Origin of the sequence: Butyricimonas synergistica DSM 23225 (genome assembly GCF_000379665.1) — a bacterium.
In the GTDB taxonomy this organism is placed as follows: Bacteria; Bacteroidota; Bacteroidia; order Bacteroidales; family Marinifilaceae; genus Butyricimonas; species Butyricimonas synergistica.
The window spans coordinates 15,955-33,696 of sequence record NZ_KB903360.1; the positions used below are offsets into that span (position 1 = coordinate 15,955).

At 47.2% G+C, this 17,742-nt stretch carries 11 protein-coding genes and 1 pseudogene; 2 read left to right on the forward strand and 10 right to left on the reverse strand.

The window, feature by feature from the left end; genetic code table 11:
• Positions 1 to 7 precede the first annotated feature (7 nt).
• From A3CY_RS0108525 to A3CY_RS0108540, 4 genes are all read right to left on the reverse strand, one after another.
• Positions 8 to 3,505, reverse strand: coding sequence for a TonB-dependent receptor (locus A3CY_RS0108525; protein WP_018337492.1), 3,498 nt, complete (start codon positions 3,503 to 3,505; stop codon positions 8 to 10).
• Positions 3,506 to 3,568: 63 nt separating this feature from the next.
• Complete coding sequence (locus A3CY_RS21985) at positions 3,569 to 4,729, reverse strand: FecR family protein (protein WP_169503597.1); 1,161 nt, start codon at positions 4,727 to 4,729, stop codon at positions 3,569 to 3,571.
• Between the two features lie 11 nt (positions 4,730 to 4,740).
• Positions 4,741 to 5,322 carry a sigma-70 family RNA polymerase sigma factor gene (locus tag A3CY_RS0108535; RefSeq protein WP_018337494.1) on the reverse strand — a complete coding sequence of 194 codons (582 nt, stop codon included), beginning with the start codon at positions 5,320 to 5,322 and terminating at the stop codon, positions 4,741 to 4,743.
• 105 nt (positions 5,323 to 5,427) lie between these two features.
• Entirely contained in the window at positions 5,428 to 6,573 is a 1,146-nt protein-coding gene (locus A3CY_RS0108540; RefSeq protein ID WP_018337495.1) for an AAA family ATPase, read from the reverse strand.
• Between the two features lie 157 nt (positions 6,574 to 6,730).
• Between A3CY_RS0108540 and A3CY_RS23285 the strand changes: the two are divergent.
• Positions 6,731 to 6,859 (forward strand): annotated as a pseudogene (locus A3CY_RS23285) (ferredoxin); the annotation flags it as partial.
• 129 nt (positions 6,860 to 6,988) lie between these two features.
• Here the strand turns inward: A3CY_RS23285 and A3CY_RS0108550 are convergent.
• The 5 genes from A3CY_RS0108550 to A3CY_RS0108570 all read right to left on the reverse strand — a co-directional run bounded on the left by A3CY_RS0108550 (position 6,989) and on the right by A3CY_RS0108570 (position 14,527).
• Positions 6,989 to 7,606 (reverse strand): cytidylate kinase-like family protein, encoded by a 618-nt coding sequence (locus A3CY_RS0108550; protein ID WP_018337497.1) that lies wholly within the window; start codon positions 7,604 to 7,606, stop codon positions 6,989 to 6,991.
• A gap of 79 nt (positions 7,607 to 7,685) precedes the next feature.
• Positions 7,686 to 9,035, reverse strand: coding sequence for an MATE family efflux transporter (locus A3CY_RS0108555; protein WP_018337498.1), 1,350 nt, complete (start codon positions 9,033 to 9,035; stop codon positions 7,686 to 7,688).
• Positions 9,028 to 10,884 (reverse strand): (E)-4-hydroxy-3-methylbut-2-enyl-diphosphate synthase, encoded by a 1,857-nt coding sequence (ispG, locus tag A3CY_RS0108560; protein ID WP_018337499.1) that lies wholly within the window; start codon positions 10,882 to 10,884, stop codon positions 9,028 to 9,030. The genes A3CY_RS0108555 and ispG overlap by 8 nt, the downstream gene beginning before the upstream one ends.
• 57 nt (positions 10,885 to 10,941) lie before the next feature.
• Positions 10,942 to 12,858 (reverse strand): AMP-dependent synthetase/ligase, encoded by a 1,917-nt coding sequence (locus A3CY_RS0108565; protein ID WP_394330659.1) that lies wholly within the window; start codon positions 12,856 to 12,858, stop codon positions 10,942 to 10,944.
• A 289-nt stretch (positions 12,859 to 13,147) separates the two neighbouring features.
• Positions 13,148 to 14,527 carry an MFS transporter gene (locus tag A3CY_RS0108570; RefSeq protein ID WP_026207460.1) on the reverse strand — a complete coding sequence of 460 codons (1,380 nt, stop codon included), beginning with the start codon at positions 14,525 to 14,527 and terminating at the stop codon, positions 13,148 to 13,150.
• Positions 14,528 to 14,647: 120 nt separating this feature from the next.
• Between A3CY_RS0108570 and A3CY_RS0108575 the strand changes: the two genes are divergently transcribed.
• Positions 14,648 to 15,184 (forward strand): TlpA family protein disulfide reductase, encoded by a 537-nt coding sequence (locus A3CY_RS0108575; protein ID WP_040371540.1) that lies wholly within the window; start codon positions 14,648 to 14,650, stop codon positions 15,182 to 15,184.
• 72 nt (positions 15,185 to 15,256) lie between these two features.
• On the opposite strand, the gene A3CY_RS0108580 is transcribed toward A3CY_RS0108575, so the two are convergent.
• Positions 15,257 to 17,608: a S9 family peptidase gene (locus A3CY_RS0108580; RefSeq protein WP_018337503.1), complete on the reverse strand. Its 2,352-nt coding sequence runs from the start codon at positions 17,606 to 17,608 to the stop codon at positions 15,257 to 15,259.
• Positions 17,609 to 17,742 lie beyond the last annotated feature (134 nt).

Below are 17,742 nucleotides of genomic sequence, written 5' to 3' on the forward strand. Positions count from 1 at the left end.
TTTTAAGTTAGAAACTAATGTTTATTCCCAAAGCGTAGGTCTTCTGGATGGGATAGTTGAACCCGTTTCCACCCAACTCCACGTCCCACAATTTGAAATTGGAAATCAGGAAAGGATTGTTGGCACGGGCAAAGAATTTCACGTTCTGCATGCGCAACTTCTGGCGAAGACTCTGCGGCAGATTGTACGCCAACTCCAGCGAGGTGCAACGCAAGAAATGGCACTCCCGCATGAAATAGGTGGAACGGCGTTCGTCCGTGAGGTTCGCACTCCAATCCTCCTGCTTGTTATACTCGGTGATGTTCACCACGGAAAGGCGGGGCCAGAAGGGGCGGTTCTCCACGTTCTTCTCCGTCCAGTGGCTCTCGTAAATCTCCTTCAGCATGGCACGGTCGTTCACGAAGGGCGAAATGGCACTCGGGTTGATGAAGAAGCCCCGCTTGCCGGAACCCTGGAAGGCAAAACTGAACTCCCAATTTTTGTAATTGATGAAGCCGCTGAACCCATACACCATCCGCGGCGTTTCCGGGAAACCGATATGTACTGCGTCGTTCACGTCGATCACGCCATTGCCGTCGACGTCGCGGTAGCGGATATCCCCCGGCATGATCCCGGTGTTCGCCTGCGGCGAGTTGTCGATTTCCGCCTGGTCGCGGAACAACCCCTCGGCGATGTATCCCACCCGCTGCGAAAGCTCGTAGCCCGTCTTCAACTGCCAATAGGGACGATCCTTTGCCTCCTCCAACTCTTTATAAATAGCCTTATTATAGGTAAACGTACCGTTCAGTATCACCCAAAAGTCCTTGTTGAAAGCATGTTGCACTTTTGCGGAAAGATCCATCCCGCGTGCCCGGACTTTCCCCATGTTATCCAAGGGATTCACCTCCACCCCAATTTGCGCGGGAATCGTGACCCGTTGCTCGATGATGTTGTGGCGCACCTCCTGGTAGAAGTCGGCATTGATTTCCAAAATATCCTTGAAGAAACGGGTTTCGATACCGAGGTTCACCTGCTCGGAAACCTCCCATTTCACGTCAGGGTCGCCATAATTCTTGACCTCTTTACGACTAAAAGTATTCTCGCTTCCCGGTTCGGGATCTTTATAGTTCGGACCTCCCACGATTTCCGGCATATAGACGAAACGGGGATCTTTGATGATACCATCGTTACCCACTTTACCCCACGAACCTCTCAATTTCAGGAAGGAAACCCACCGGCTAACCGCACCTTGCATAAAGTTCTCCTTGGAAGCGAGCCACGCACCGCTGACTGCCGGGAAAAAACCCATCCGGTTGTTCTTCGTGAAACGCTCGGAACCGTTGTACCCGAAACTTGCCTCCACGAAGTAACGGTCCATGAACCCGTAGCTGCCGCGCATGGAAAAACTCAGGTTGCGTTGTTCGAAACTGCTGAACAAATCACTCACCGGGGCGGAATTTGCCTGCAACGCCTGGAACACGGCAGTCAGCGAGGTCTGGTGCAAGGTGGCATCGTCCCCGCCCCAAGCAGCGGTGTGGATCAAACTACCTTCATACACCAGTTGCGTGGAAGAGGTCGATGCCGAGCCTCCTTGGATAGGCTTCTCCAACGTCCGGCGTCCATTCTGCAACAGCGTCAACTTATGCTCGCCCGTCTCGAAATCATACCCACCGTTTTCCGCGTCCATGGTATAATAGAACGGCGAGGTTTCAAAAGCATTCATCTCGTAGCCTGTCTTTGACAAGGAGGCACTCGCCCGCAATTCCAAGCCTTTCAAGAGTCGTGCCAGATTGTAGATACACTCGACCCGAGTAGTAGCGCTATATCGGCTCCGGTCCTGGTAAGCCCTCTGCATGACGGCATACGGGTTCAGGGCAACACCCTGACCTTGCGGAACGCTCCCGAACCGCAAGTGCGGCCAGCCGTGCTCGAAATCACCCGGGTAAGTTGGGGCAAAATTCACCGGCGAAGCGTTGTACGCGTAATAATAGGCCTCTTGTACATCCGCTACCGCCCCCGGACCAAAGAAAGGCCCGTGGTATTTATCGTAATTCACACTCGCATTGACCAACATACGGAGCCCCGTACTCAAATTCACGTTCAAATTGATACGTGATGAAAGCGTGGAGTTGTCAATGTTCACTTTGTATTGATTCAAGCGGTCGCTCTTCAACATTCCCTTATCGTTCACGTAGTTGACGGAGGCGTAATATTGCACAGTCTCGGAACCGCCCCGCACGTTCACTCCCACGCGCTGGTTCACGGAATGATCCTTGAACAAGATTTTAAACCAATCGTTGGCAGGATAGACCCAAGAGGGATAGTTCTTGCTGCCCGTGCGCTCGATGCGGGTGAGGGAATAGCGGGGAGAGGCTTCCGGGTTACGGGTCATCAATGCCTCGTTGTACATCCGCATATAGGTCTGGGGATCGACCACGTCGATCTTGTCCGTCGGCATGGAAGCCACCGCCTCGTAGCGCACGGAGGTATAGACACTTCCCGCCTCGCCCTTCTTCGTGGTCACGATAATCACCCCGTTCGCCCCGCGGGCACCGTACATCGCCGTGGCAGCGGCATCCTTCAACACGGAGAAACTCTCCATATCCTCCGGTGCCATACGCGCCAAATCCAAACGGGAAGATTCCACCCCGTCGATCAGCACCAACGGCTCTGAAGCCCCGTTGGAGGAACTGATGCCCCGGATATAGAACTTTGTATTCATCTCGTCCTCGGTCAACGCCCCGGGGGCTCCCCCCGTCTGCCAACCGACAATACCGGCTATTTTCCCGGTAAGGCTCGCCGTCAGGTCACTATTGGATGATTTCAAATCCATCGGACGTATGGTGGTAATGGATCCGGTAACACTCTCTTTCTTCTGCGTCCCGAAAGCCACGACCTGCACCTCTTCCAGATTCTCCGCCGTGGGCATCAAACGGATGTTCAACCTCTCCTTTCCCTTGACCTCCACGGTCTTCGGTTCATAACCGATAAAAGAAGCCCGCAACACGTCGTCTACCTTGGCAGCAATGCTATAATTTCCATCCGCATCGGAAGCCACCCCTTGCGTGGTCCCCACGATCACGATGGTTGCCCCGGCAACGGGATTCCCTTTCTCGTCAACAATACGACCACTAACCTTGATCAGATTTACCTCCGGCTTTTTCCTCGGCGCAATCATCACATGTTTATCCACGATGTTGAAATCGAAACGAGTCTTTTCCAGACATTTGGTGAGAACCTGTTCCAAAGTGGCGTCCTTGAAAGAGGCAGTAATCTTCGCTGTTTCATTTTTCACGTTCTCGCTGTTGTACGTGAAAGTGTAATCGCTGTTTTTCCCTAAATAATCCAGCACTTCCATCAGCGAAGCGTCTTTAAAATTCACCGTGAACTTCGGGACGGCTTGCGCCATGGTTATTCCCACGTTTCCAATGACAAGCAAAGACAATAACCCAAGAAATCGTCTTAAAAAACTGCCATTCCTAAAAATCCGCTCTCCGGGAGAGCGATGAATCGGTTTTTTTTTCATAGATTTGTGTTTTAAACTTGAAATTTAAGTATGAAATAGGCAAAGAGATGCGAGGCTCTTTGTCTATTTTCCTTTTATGATAATGACATCATTTGCTTTTATAAACCGGAAATCACCCGTCCCCTCCAGTACCCGCAACACGCTATCCACGCCCGAATATCTCTTCACCATAGTCGTGTACAAAACATTTCCAACTTTCGGATCCTCGAAACGGAACGTGTAGCCGTACCACTCGCCCAGCACATCCACGATTTCCCGTAACGGCGTTTCTTTAAAGGCAAACAAGTTATTCATCCAACCCGTCGAATATCTCACATCAACCTCACGCACCCCGATGCTCCCGTACTTCGTCAGGAAAGCCTGTTCTCCCGGACGAAGTTCCACGCTATCCCGTTTCCCGTTCTTCATCCGCACGTGTCCCTCGACTAATGTCGTCACGCATGATACATCATAAGCGTTCACGTTAAAACTCGTTCCCAACACGTTAATCACGGCAGAGGCTGTATTCACAATAAATGGATGAACGGCATCTTTCGCGACCTCGAAGAAAGCCTCCCCTTTCAGGTACACGACTCGTCTATCCCCGACAAATGTATTCGGGTACCTCAATTCACTCCCGGCATTCAACCACACGTGACTTCCATCATACAACGTTACTTTTATATTCCCTTGTTTAGAAGTCGTCAGCACGTTATATTCGATTTCCTTTACAGGATCAGGCAGAGTCACATCCGAATTTTCCCCCGTCGGGAGATCGACTTTATTACTATTCGTATTTACAGCCAACTGTTTCACGGAATCTTCCGGGTAAACAACTTTCCCCCCGGTTGTCACCAAAGTAGCCAAAGGCTCCATTTGCCCTTTAGGAATAAAAGAAAGCGGGGTTACCCTTGCCGGCTCTTTCTTTTCCATGTTCAAAAGAATCAGTACGACTCCCACTAATATTGCTGCAGCAATTCCTGAAATATACTTTATCGCCCGTACTCGTTTCTTTCTCTTGATCCTGTCATTCACTCTTTTAAAAGGAATCTCCGTGTCCACGTTACTCATTTCCGCGATACCTTCATAAAGAACATCCGCCTCCTTCAATTTCATAAACAACTCCCGGTTCTTTGGCTCTAAACACCAAGCTTCCAAAAACTTTTCCTCGTCGACCGAGATCTCTCCCTGCAAAGATTTGTAAATCAAATCACTTATCTCTATATCTTTCTTTATCCTTTTCATAAACATCTCTTTTAACAAAAACATAGGGACAACAATACGATTAACATGAAAACGCATTGCCTGTAATCCGACAAATGGATTTTCAAATCCTTATATGCCTGTTTCTTGTGTGTTTTAACCGTGTTTATACTCAATCCCAACTCTTCCGAAATCTCGTCATAGCTGTATCCTTCCAATCGCAGCAAAATAATCTCCCGTTTCACTCCCGACAACCGATTTACCTCTTCCAGAATCCGGGCTTTCAACTCCTGTTTAATTATTAAATGGTCAATATTGATCTCATCCACGAAAACATCTTTTAATTCCTGCATTTCTCGTTCTACCTTATGATCCCGTATATAATTTAATGTCTTATTTTTCAAACAATGGTACAAGTATGACTTAAACGTCAGCAAATCCGGGAAACGATATGCCTTTTCCCACATATACAGAAAAGCTTCTTGCGTGACATCCGCACTAACCGCCTCATCCTGAAGCAACTTTAACGTAAAAGTGTAAGCTCGAGGATAAAACATATTAAAAACAGCCTTGAAAATTTGAGCATCTTTCAAGTCTATTTCCGACGTTTCAATGTGAATTCTTTCTGTTGCCATTTTTAATTTTTAGCACTTCTGTTCTTAAAGCACGAAAAAGAGACAGAAGGGGTGAGGCAATTTCGATTTTTTTCAAAAAAAAATCAAGAAAATATCAAGAAGAATTCAGATAAAAACAATACTGTTCTCCCTTAGTTTTTGGAGATACATGCGCAACAGCATATCCGGGATAGAATAAACATTACCTTCGACCGTCAACAGATCCAGTTCCATTAATTTACGGCTTGCCGCCTGCACAGCACTGCTCGATGCCAATGAATACTTACGAATAAAATCGACACTCATGATCTTCCGCGCTTTGCCTTCCGCCGCGACGGCATATAGCAACTCTTTCTGCCGCTCGGGAACCCGGGACAAAATCAGACGGTAGCCGTCACCGGCTTCCTCCAGCATAGCGCCAATAGTCTGCCGTAATATTTCCGCGGTACATATGCTGCCCACCGGAGTATTAATGAAAGCCTCATGAAAAGTCTTTTGCATATAATAGGTATTGCCGTCAAACAGATCATATATTTTCCGCACATCCGACTCTCCCATACTTCGTTCAAACGCACGGAACCAATGACAAACGAAAGGGATGTATTCCTCCTCCGCTATGGGCTGCAATTCCAAAACAGAAGTACTATTATAAAATGGTCGGGCGGAAGAGAGAAACATTTCCGTCACTAAATGGCGTTCACTACCAGCGAAAATAAAATGTACATTCGAAAGATGTTGGATATACGAACGCAACAAAGCCTCAATATTCTTTTCCGGGTACCTGGTTATCTGCTGAAATTCGTCAAAAGCCACGACACACGGCCTGTCAGCCTTCTCCAAACAGTTAAAAATCTCTGCAAGAGTAAACTCGGGACGACTAATGTCCCCAAGCTCCAAGCTGAAGGTCGGCATATTGTTCATGGGGTCAAAACCAAATTTCGCATTAATAGACTTCAACCCACGGACAAACGCAGTCAACATTTTCTGACTCTTCGAATGCAATAAATCAAAAACTCGCTGACCGAAAACATAAGTAAATTCTCGCAAACTGGAGGTATGTAGAATATCTATATAAAATGTATAATAATTGTCCGTACATTCCGGTTTATCGTAACAAAAGTAAATCAACTTTGATTTTCCCATGCGCCGAGGCGAAATTAAACAAAGATTCCCCCCGTTAGATAGAGTCTGGATAACTTTCTTGGATTCTTCACGCCTGCCACAAAAATACTTTTCCGGAATACTACCCGTAATAATAAAAGGATTATTCATATCTCATTCATTTACTTGTTACGAGTGCAAGGTAATTATTTATTTCAAATTATACAACTCGTATAATACAAAATAAATAATGAGTGATATTATCGGACAACAATTTGATTTCTACCAATAATTATATATTTTTACAACATTCGCTCAAACCTAAAAAATAAAATGTTGTGCTTGCGTGAAAGAATGCCCGAACGGCGCAAGAGTTTTCCACACCCCTTTCACAGAATTTCTGTTCAAGAATTTTCATGGCAGGAAAGAGCCGGAACTGTTTATGCTGACGCACTAACCCTCATCTCGTTCATAAGGTTTACAAGGTTGAACCTTCGGTTCTTAAAGTTTATAAAGCTTTGCACACGTAACGCAATGACTTTATGAACTTTATAAACCTTATAAACTTTACAAACTGGCTGGAGCATTACCCCTCCCGCAATGCTTTTTTCACGAACTCCTCGATAAAATCGACAGTTCCCTGTACCCCCAGTAAAGAAGAATCCACGGATAAATGATAGGATGCAGCCACGCCCCATTCTTTATCAGAATAGAAATTGTAGTAATTAGGACGCGTCTTATCCATCTTCCTCACCAACTCACGGGCTTCCTGTTCCGAAATATGCTGGCGGCTCATCACGGTTTTCACCCGAGTATCCATATCGGCGTGGATAAATACATTGATACACCGCTTGTTATCCCGCAGGATATAATCGGCACATCGCCCCACGATCACGCAAGAATGCTCATTCGCCACTTTCCGGATCACATCCGATTGTATCTGGAAAAGTTTATCATTCGAGAGGAAATCATTATACTGGAACGGTCCGAAAGTAAAACCGGCAGCAAAAGCCTGCAATAGGTTCCCCGAATTCCTCTCGTCTGCCTTTTCAAAAAATTCCTGGCACAATCCGCTCTCTTTTGATGCCAAGGCGATCAACTCCTTATCGTAAAAAGCAATATTCAATCTCTCGGCTAGCGCGTGCCCAATTTCTTTGCCACAACTGCCGAACTGGCGCCCCACGGTAATAACAAAATTCTCCATAAGTCTATCTTTTAAGCTATTTCTTCTACAAAACTATCGTTTTTTTTCTAAATCCGTTGCCCTTAACGTACAAATTTATTTACACTTTCAGATGTTTCAATTGCCACCTCAACATCAAGGCTGCCACGATTGTGGCGATAGCATCCGCCACGGGCATACTCATCCATACCCCATCGGTGCCGAAAAAATTCGGGAGAATCAGAAGCGAAGGGATCAAAAACAGCAACTGCCGTGTCAGCGACAAGAAGATAGCTTTCTTCGCCATTCCAATGGATTGAAAGAAACTCGAAGTCACCATCTGGAAACCAACCACGGGGAAAAATATCACCACGATACGCAATCCCTCCACCGCGATACGAATCAACTCGGCGTCCGTCGTGAAAAGATAAACGATCGACCGGGGAAATAACTGTCCCGACAAGAAACCGATCGTCGTAACCGTCACCCCGCAAAAGATCGTGTATTTCAAAACCTGTATCAAACGATCGAATTGCCGTGCCCCGAAATTATATCCCGCGATAGGTTGCATTCCCTGATTGAAACCCATCACGATCATAATAAACAGGAAAACAACCCGATTCACGATACCGTAAGCCCCGATAGCCAAATCGCCCCCGTGGGCTTTCAAGCTCTTGTTTATCAAAATCACCACGAAACAGGCACACAGATTCATCAGAAACGGCGATAGTCCGATAGCCAACATACCTCCCACGATATGCCGTTTCAGCCCGAATATACCTCGTTGAAAATGCAGGAAACTCTTTTTATCGAAAAAGTGATGCAACTGCCAACTCAAAGATATCACTTGAGCCATAATCGTCGCCAACGCCGCACCTCTTATTCCCCACTCGAACACGAGAATAAACAACGCATCCAGGACGCAATTCACGATCACCGCCATCAAGGTAGCCGTCATCGCTTTTCTCGGGTACCCCGAGGCTCTCAACACCTCGTTCAGCCCCATGTAAATATGGGTAATTAAATTACCTGCAAGAATTACTTCCATGTATTCCCGGGCATAAGGCAAAGTATCCGGACTTGCCCCGAAAAACAATAATATCGGATTTAGAAATACCAATGCCACAGTCATGAATATCAACCCGATAATAGCATTCAGCAACACCACGTTACCCAGCACGTGAGTCGCGCTTTCTTTATCCTTCTGTCCCAACTTGATCGCCACCAGCGTCGAGGCTCCCACCCCGACCAACGAACCGAATGCCGCCGCCAGGTTCATCAACGGGAACGTGATCGCCAAACCCGCGATAGCCAATGGTCCCACGCCATGACCGATAAATATACTATCCACCATATTATACAACGAAGAAGCCGTCATGGCAATAATCGCGGGAATAGCATATTGCATCAGCAACTTCCCGATCTTCTCCGTTCCCAATACCAGTGGTGTATTGTCCCGCACGTCAGTCATTCCAATCCCCGCTTTCTACAATCAATTGTTTTAACGCTTCTATCGCCTCATCCTCCGGCACACCTACCCGTACCATCTCTTTGCCCCGGAACAGATTCACCTTTCCATTTCCTGCACCCACGTAACCGTAATCGGCATCCCCCATCTCTCCGGGCCCGTTGACCACACATCCCATCACGGCTATTTTCAAGCGACTCAAATGACCGAACGCCTTTTTCACCCGAGCCACGGATTCCTGCAAATTATATAGTGTCCGCCCACATCCCGGGCAACTGATAAATTCCGTTTTATAACGCCGAACTCCCGCCGACTGCAATATATCCCGACTCAACTGCACACCGTAGAATGCATCCGGAACTCGAGTGAAAGACAACCACAATCCATACCCCAGGCGATCCAGGAACAAACCGCCTAAATTCGCCGCCACCGACAAACTGAGCGCGGACAAATCCTCTTCACCCGAAATCAAACGAACAACCACTCGATTCTCTATACCCAGACGTTCCAACCGCCCAAAATACTCCCGATACAGGGAATAAGACGGGATATCAAGGGTAAGCACCACGACAGCCGATTTATCCTCCTCCAATTTTCTCGCCAAATCAGCATTCATAAATTCCCCGTCACACAACTCCACGAAAACACAATCTCCTTCCACGGGCTTCGAGAGGCGTATAAATTCCCCTGCACCGATCAATGCCACCGCTTTACGGTTATACACGTGAGCCACGTCAAGCATTTCATAAGGCACAACCACGGTAACCGAATCCGGCAATTTTGTCAATTCCGGTCCTAACGCCTCGGTGTAAATAATCTCCGGGGCTCGTTCCCCCGCGCGCAACATATCGCCATACACGGGGTCATTCACCGCCGCCACGTGGAAATCCAATTTCTCCATAACCGACTCGTCAATACATTCCACCCGAGAAATATCCGCGACAATCACCGGATGAGAATAACGCCCCTCCAGCCGAACGGGGTGCTCCTTCGTGTCAACAGAACGACACGCCATAACCAAAGCCCTCGCTACGGGAATTTCCCGTTCCGGCTCCTCTGTCAAAGAAACTCGAATGGTATCCCCCAACCCCTCGTTCAAAAGAGTACCGATACCCACAGCCGAACGGATTCTCCCGTCTTCCCCCTCGCCCGCTTCCGTCACGCCCAAATGCAACGGGTAATCCATCCCCTCCTTTTCCATCTGCCGCGCCAACAAACGTACCGCCTCCACCATCACGCGGCAATCACTCGATTTCAAAGAAATCACCACATCATTAAACTTCTCGTCACGACATACCCGCAGGTATTCCATCGTCGCCTCCACCATTCCGGCAGGCGTATTCCCGTAGCGGCTCATAATACGATCGGAAAGAGAACCATGGTTTGTTCCAATCCGTACTGCCGTACCATACTCCCGGCACACGTCGAGAAATTCCCTGAACTTTTCCCTCAACCGCTGCAATTCTTCCGCGTACTCCTCGTCCGTGTACACCAACGTCTTGAATGTCGCCCGTTTATCCACGAAATTACCGGGATTGATACGAACTTTCTCCACGTGCTTCGCCGCCTCTATCGCCGCCTCCGGGTTAAAATGAATATCTGCCGAAAGCGGTGTCTTGTATCCCCTCCGGCGCAATTCCGCGTGTATATTTTGCAAATTCCTTGCTTCCTTTACCCCGGGAGCCGTGATTCTCACCAACTCTCCTCCCGCTTCAATAATCCGGATCGCCTGTTCCACGCAAGCCTCCGTGTTCATCGTGTCCGTATTCAACATGGATTGCACACACACGGGATATTCCGACCCGATATAAATATCACCGACCTTTACTTGTTTTGTTTTCCGACGAACCATTTCTCAATTTTAGATTTAATGATTTCAGATTGATGAATTCCGTGATTAAATCGGAAATCACCGAATCGGAAATCTCATTAACTGTTTTAAATTCTGAAGGTTACACTTATTAGTCATATCCTTTCCTTCCGGGGTGTAAAGATAAGCGATTTCTTCCTTAAAACGATCGTAAACTTTAGCTCTTACCACTTTCATAGTAGAATTTATCATCCCGTTCTGTTCCGTCAAAGGCTCGGGCAGTATGGCAACAACCGCGGGCAACCATCTCTCCGGGAACAAATTAGCATGACGTCCTCCAGCCCGGTAAGCCATCAATTCATCCTGCAACTTTTTTATCATCAAACGGTATGCATCCGGGGACCCCGGCTCCACATCCTGTTTCTCAATATACTCCCGCAGTGCCGTCCTGCTCGGGACAATCAACCCCGCCGTGTAAGGCGACTGGTTATTATATAATATGCAATAATCAATATACTTGGATTGCTCAGCGATCGTTTCCTCTATTCCCTCCGGGCTATATTTTTCCCCGTCATTCGCGATCAGCAAAGATTTGAAACGCCCCAACACGTAGAGCCAACCCGACTTATCCAGATACCCCAGGTCACCCGTGTGCAACCAGCCGTCGACGACCGTTTCTGCCGTGCTTTTCTCGTTCCTCCAATATCCTTCCATCACGTTTCCCCCGCGAACCCATAACTCACCTTTCTGCCCGGGTGACAACGGTTTTCCGTCCTCATCACAGATCAATAAATCCATGGGTTTCACCAGCACTCCCGACGAACCGAACCGATATCGCCGGGGGGTATTGGAACTAATCACCGGAGAAGCCTCCGACAACCCGTACCCTTGAAACATCGGGATTCCCAACGCCGCGTAATACCGTTGTAACTCTATATCCAAAAGGGCTCCACCCCCGACAAAAAATTGCAGGTTCTCCCCGAACACTTGTTTTCTGATCTTCGAGAATAACACGGCATCCCACAACTTCACCAAAGGTTTCAGCAGGCATCTGCTCCCTTTTCCCCGGTCGTCCCCGCCCCCGTTATATTTATAAGCAAGTTTCAATCCCCACCGGTAAAAACGATCGGCGAAACGCCCTTTTGCCCGAATGCCCGCCTCGATATTCTTGCGAAAATTCTTTGCCAACGCCGGAACGCTCAACAAGACATGAGGTTTCACCTCTTGCAAATTCACCGGGATATTCCGCAAATACTCCATTCCCGACTGCCCGTAATCCACCGATGCCACCGATGCCCCGTTATACATGAACGAGTAGAGCCCCACCGTGTGGGCAAAACTATGATCCCACGGCAAAAATAACAACACTTTATAATGATCCGGTATTTGGATTAACGAATCCGCCTGCAACACGTTCGTCACGTAATTCCGGTGCGACAGCATGATACCCTTCGGTTCGGCTGTCGTGCCCGACGTGTAAGAAATATTCACCAGTTCATGTTCTCCCACCGCGGCAATCCGTGCGTCCAGCTCTGCCTGATGCGTCCTCAACCATTCTTTCCCCTCCTGCTGCACCTTCTCGAAAGACAAGTAACGTCCCTCGTTTATCATCGAATTGAACACAATAATCTTCTCCACATCAGGGATCTCCCCTTCAATCCCTTTCACCCGATTCAAAAAATTAGCTGAAACAAGCAAAAATCTTGCCCGTGAATGTTGAATACGAAAAACGAGTTCCCCGTCCGTCAACTTGATAGACAACGGCACATTCACCCCTCCCGCACACAACATTCCCAACTCCGAATAAACCCATTTATTGCATCCCTCGCTCAACAACGCCACCCGGTCGCCCCGTTCCAACCCCAACATACACAAAGCCCCGGCAAAGTCCATCACTTCCCGTTTCACTTCCGTGTACGTCGTCGCCCCGTATTCCCCGTTCCTTTTCTCCCACAAATAAGGTCGGTCGGGAAACATCTTACAACTTCTCTCGAATAAGTCTATAATCGTCTTCATATCTTTCATCATTCCCACAAAGCTAACAAAGAATTTCCATTCTTACGAACAAAATTCCCAAAAACACGAACGACTACGACACACATCAAAACACCCGCCCCTTATCTAATCCCAGTCCTCTCCAGCTCCTCTCCCACTCTTCTCCCACTCTTCTCTACATTAAAACAAGATAATGTTCTATCTCTAAATAATTATTAAACGCATTATTTCGTTTTATAATCGGATAACAATCGAATAACAACCGCTTAAAAAGTAGAGAAGAGTGGGAGAAGAGCCGAAGAGGAATACATCATACCACAGCCTTCTTAACATCCATGCGCCGCACCACCTGACCGTAAATAATCAGGGCGACAGCTGATACTAAAGCAATAACGGCAAAATAATACCATATATAATGTGCGTTTGCCGAAGCGGCAGCCCATTCCGCCTCGCTACTAAACAAAGCCCGGTCGGGACAGTATTTGCTTAACAGGAAACCCGATAACCCGAAACCGAAGATCGACGACAAGAAAGAATGCAAATGACTAAAACCGAGATACATTCCCTCCTCTCCCTTCGGAGCCTGCAACGAGAAATACTCCAGGAAACGGGGAGAAATAAACACCTCTGCCAATCCCTGGAACACGATACCCACGATCATCATAAACGCCACCGGGTGCAAACCGAGAATCTCTCCACCCCCTAACATATTCCCGGAAGCCATGCACAAAGCAGAAACGGGCATAATAAACATACCACAAGTCATCGAGAACAACGCCGACTTCTTTCGCATCAACGACGTCACCAGGTTCACGCTCACCACCACCAACGGATTCACGTTAGCGTACCAACCGATGGCGCTCCCCTCTCCCGCCAAACGGGTCACGTACTTCGGCATCGTGGCATACAACTGGTGTTGCACCATCCAGAATCCCGTGATAATCAAAATTAAAACAATCAACCGACCGTTGGAACATACTTTGACTAAACCCGTCCATATCTGACGGAAAGTCTTTCCCTCCCCGGCGTGTTTATCACTCTTGTAAAACAGATAAATCGCTCCCAGGGCAAGCAACGTCATTCCCGCCGAGAAATAATTCAACACGATCATCCCCTCGTGCCCCATGGCATCCCGCAAGGGAGTCACCAGCACTTTACCGGAAAACGCCCCGATATTCACCATCCCGTAGAATATGGCGAATCCTTTTGCCCGAGTCTTCTCGTCCGTTTCCTTCGCCACCGTACCGGAGATCACACTCTTGATAAACGATCCCCCGACAATAATCAACACCATAACCGGGATAATTCCATAGCGATAGCCGCTCTCCTGCAACCCCGTGAACTTCGTCACGTAGCCATACTCCACCAACCCCGTGGACGCTAGGAAGCCAGGAAACAATCCCAACCCCAAGTACCCCAATGTCAACAAGGAAAACGCCAGCAACATCGATTTCCGGAAGCCGATCTTGTCAGCAAGAGCCCCCGAAAATGTCGGCAATAAATACAAACAAGCGGAAAATATTCCCGCGATAGTGGCAGCCTGGATATCCGAAAACCCGAGTACATTACTCAAATACAACGTGATTACGACGAATACCCCATAATAGGCGGCACGCTCTAGCAACTCTACCGTGTTGGCAACCCAAAACGCTTTACTAAACTTTACTCTCTCTTTCTTTTTTGTTGTCACACTCATACAATTAATTATTACTAACATTTTCACACGCTTGCAAAAATAACATTTTCCGGTTACATACAAAGAGAATTCCATGTAATTCACTATCTTCACGCTCAAATTAGGAATAAGGTTATGAAAACGACATCTATTATATTACTTGCGTTATTTTCTTTGTTCTTTTCTTCTTGCGTGAAAGATAAAGACCAAGACGACGAAATAGAAAACTACATCAAGGCTGGTGACCAACTGCCGGACTTTACCGTGAAAAATGCTGCCGGGGAAGAACTGAACAGCGAGCAACTAAAGGGACACGTGACGTTGCTCGTGTTTTTCATGACTACTTGCCCCGATTGTGAACGGGAGTTACCCAAGATCGAGGGTATATGGCAACAATTACATGAAAACACAGATTTCAAACTCGTCACGGTATCCCGGGCAGAAACAGCCTCCGACGTCAACAAATACTGGTCGAAAAACGAATTCAAGATGCCTTTCTATCTCGATCCGGCAAGAGAAGTTTTTTCACTTTTCGCCAATAGCACCATTCCCCGGGTCTACTTGGTAAACCGGGAAAATATCGTAACTTGGATGGCTATTGAAGAAATGGAATTAACCACTGAACAATTGATCGAAAAAATCGAAGAATTGATAGAAGCGGGAATATCTTGAAAAGAATTGCCGACCTTGCAATCAAAAAAATCACAAAATCGGCAATCACGGAATAAAATATCAAATTCCTTTTTACAATCGCATAAAGGCATCTATCTCCCGGAATTTATCGGAAGAAAAATCGCCCAACAAATATTTACCGAAATGGAACCACATCTTCCGTTGATAAAATTCTTGCGGCATACCTTGAAAACCATGACGTTGTCCGGGAAGTATCACCAAATCAAAATTCTTCCCGGCACGTAGAAGGGCATCCGCCATCCGAATCGTATTTGCCGGATGCACGTTATTGTCCGAATCTCCCGTGACTAACATCAAATAACCCTTCAAATTCTTTGCCAATTCAATGTTCGTGGGGATACGGCTTGTAAATTTCACCTTTTCTTCGGTGATCGTGGAATCCTTCCCGGTGACGGAGTCTTTCACCGTCTTTTTCTCGAATGACTTCACCTCGTTTACCCCGTGGTGAGTCTCTCCCCACCATTGGTTATATATATTGTTATCATGATTCCCCGCGGAGGAAACGGCTGCCGTATAGAAATCCGGGTAAGTACATATCGCCGCCGTGGACATAAAGCCTCCACCGGAATGCCCGAAAATACCGACCTTCGACTTATCTATAAAAGGATATCGCTCTGCCAATTGCTCGATCCCGCACTTATCGTCCGCCAAGGGATAATCGCGAAGATTACCGTGCCCGAACGTATGATACCACTTGTCCCGCAAAGGGCTGCCACCCCGGTGCCCGAAAGTCACCACGACAAAGCCAACTTGTGCCAGTGCCGTGTTATATGCCGCCTTGATACTAAATTTCAACGGGATCGCCTCCGTCTGGGGTCCCGGGTAAACATACGAGATAATCGGATAAGTCTTCGTGGAATCAAAATCTGCCGGCTTCCACATATAACCATAGAGATCGGTTACCCCGTCCGCGGCTTTCAAAGTAAAAGGTTCCGGCATTCGCCAACCCGTGGCATAAAGAGCTGCCAGATCAGGCGAAGCCAGATCAAGAATCTTCTTCCCTTTATTATCCCGCAACACACTTTTAGGTTCCAGATCGACACGGGAATAATTATCCACGAAATAACGTCCCGACCCGGAAAAAACAGCCTCGTGCGTCGCCTGTTCCGGCGTCAACATTTCTACCTGACCGTTCCCGTCGATACGAGCCTTGTTTATCCGGGCAAAATAAGGGCATTCGCCTTTCACTTGCCCGTATCCCTCGAAATAAATCGTGCGCCCGACAGTATCTATCTTAATCAGCTTCCCGGCAGTCCATGCCCCGGAAGAAATCGTGTTTTTCAAATTTCCCTCCCCGTCATAGTGATAGAAATGACCGTGCCCCGTGCGTTCCGACCACCAGATAATATCTTCCCCGTCATTCAACAGGGACAAGTTGAAAAATTCATTATTGAAATAAGGCTTATCAATCTCGCTAAACAACACTTTCACCTCGCCCGTTTCCGGGTTTACCCGACAGAAATCGATCTCGTCACACGTCCTCTTTTTTCTCAAAAAATAAAGACGTTCTACTTTCTTACCGGGAGTAAACAAACGAATTGTCTGATCTTTCCATTTCTCCACAGGTACTTTAATTTGCTTCTTATTCAACGTATCGAAAAGATAAAGCTCCTCTTGTTGCACGTTTTCGTCACCCGCCATCACGTATTCGTATTCGCTAAGCGTGGGACGGGAAGACAAATTATTCACGAGATACAAGGATTTAATCTTTCTCCGGTCTGTACGGCGAACGTAGAAACGTTCGGAATTCTCGAACCAAGTGACACGGGCATCCCTCCTTGCCGTTGAAGTATCCGTACCAGAAGAGGCATACGAATATTTTATCTCCCCGTCGGTTGTCAACTGAGTTTCCACCGAATCTTTCACGCGCAACATATACAAATTATGACTTTTGGCATACACGATATAAGAGCTGTCCGGGGAATAAGTTCCGAACAAGCCTGTCTTTTTCCGCGGAGCAGGCGGCGTTGGCTTCTTCCTGGCAGAATCAATCTTAACCAACCGCCCAGTGTTGATATTATACTCGAAACGGAACGTGTCAACCATAAACTTCATAGTTCGCTCGTCATCCTTGAAAGTAATGCCCGAGATAGGAAGCTCCTGCTTATTCACGGGCTTATGAGTCACTTTGCTGATTTCCGCTGCCATAAAATCCCGATCAAACAACTCTCTTTGCGACTTTGCTTTGGGATCCACGAAAAAATAGCGCACTCCATCCGCTTTCCGGTAAGAATACCAAAACTTGTCACTCTTCTTCAAATAATTCGGCGCGACACTCGTCGAGCCGACCAAAGCTCTTGTGTCCATCTTCATAAACTTCTCCGCCTGCTTGTAATTCGCCTTTTGACAAACACCGGTCAAGACAAAAAAACAAAACAGCGAGCACGTGAAAAACTTAATCATCGTTCTTATTATTAAAACATTAATCTATTCGAGCACAATTTTGAAGCACGAAATTAGCGATAACCCGTGAAACAACCGTTTCACGTCCAAATCTTAATAAATATTTAACACATTTAGAAACTTTAATATAAGCG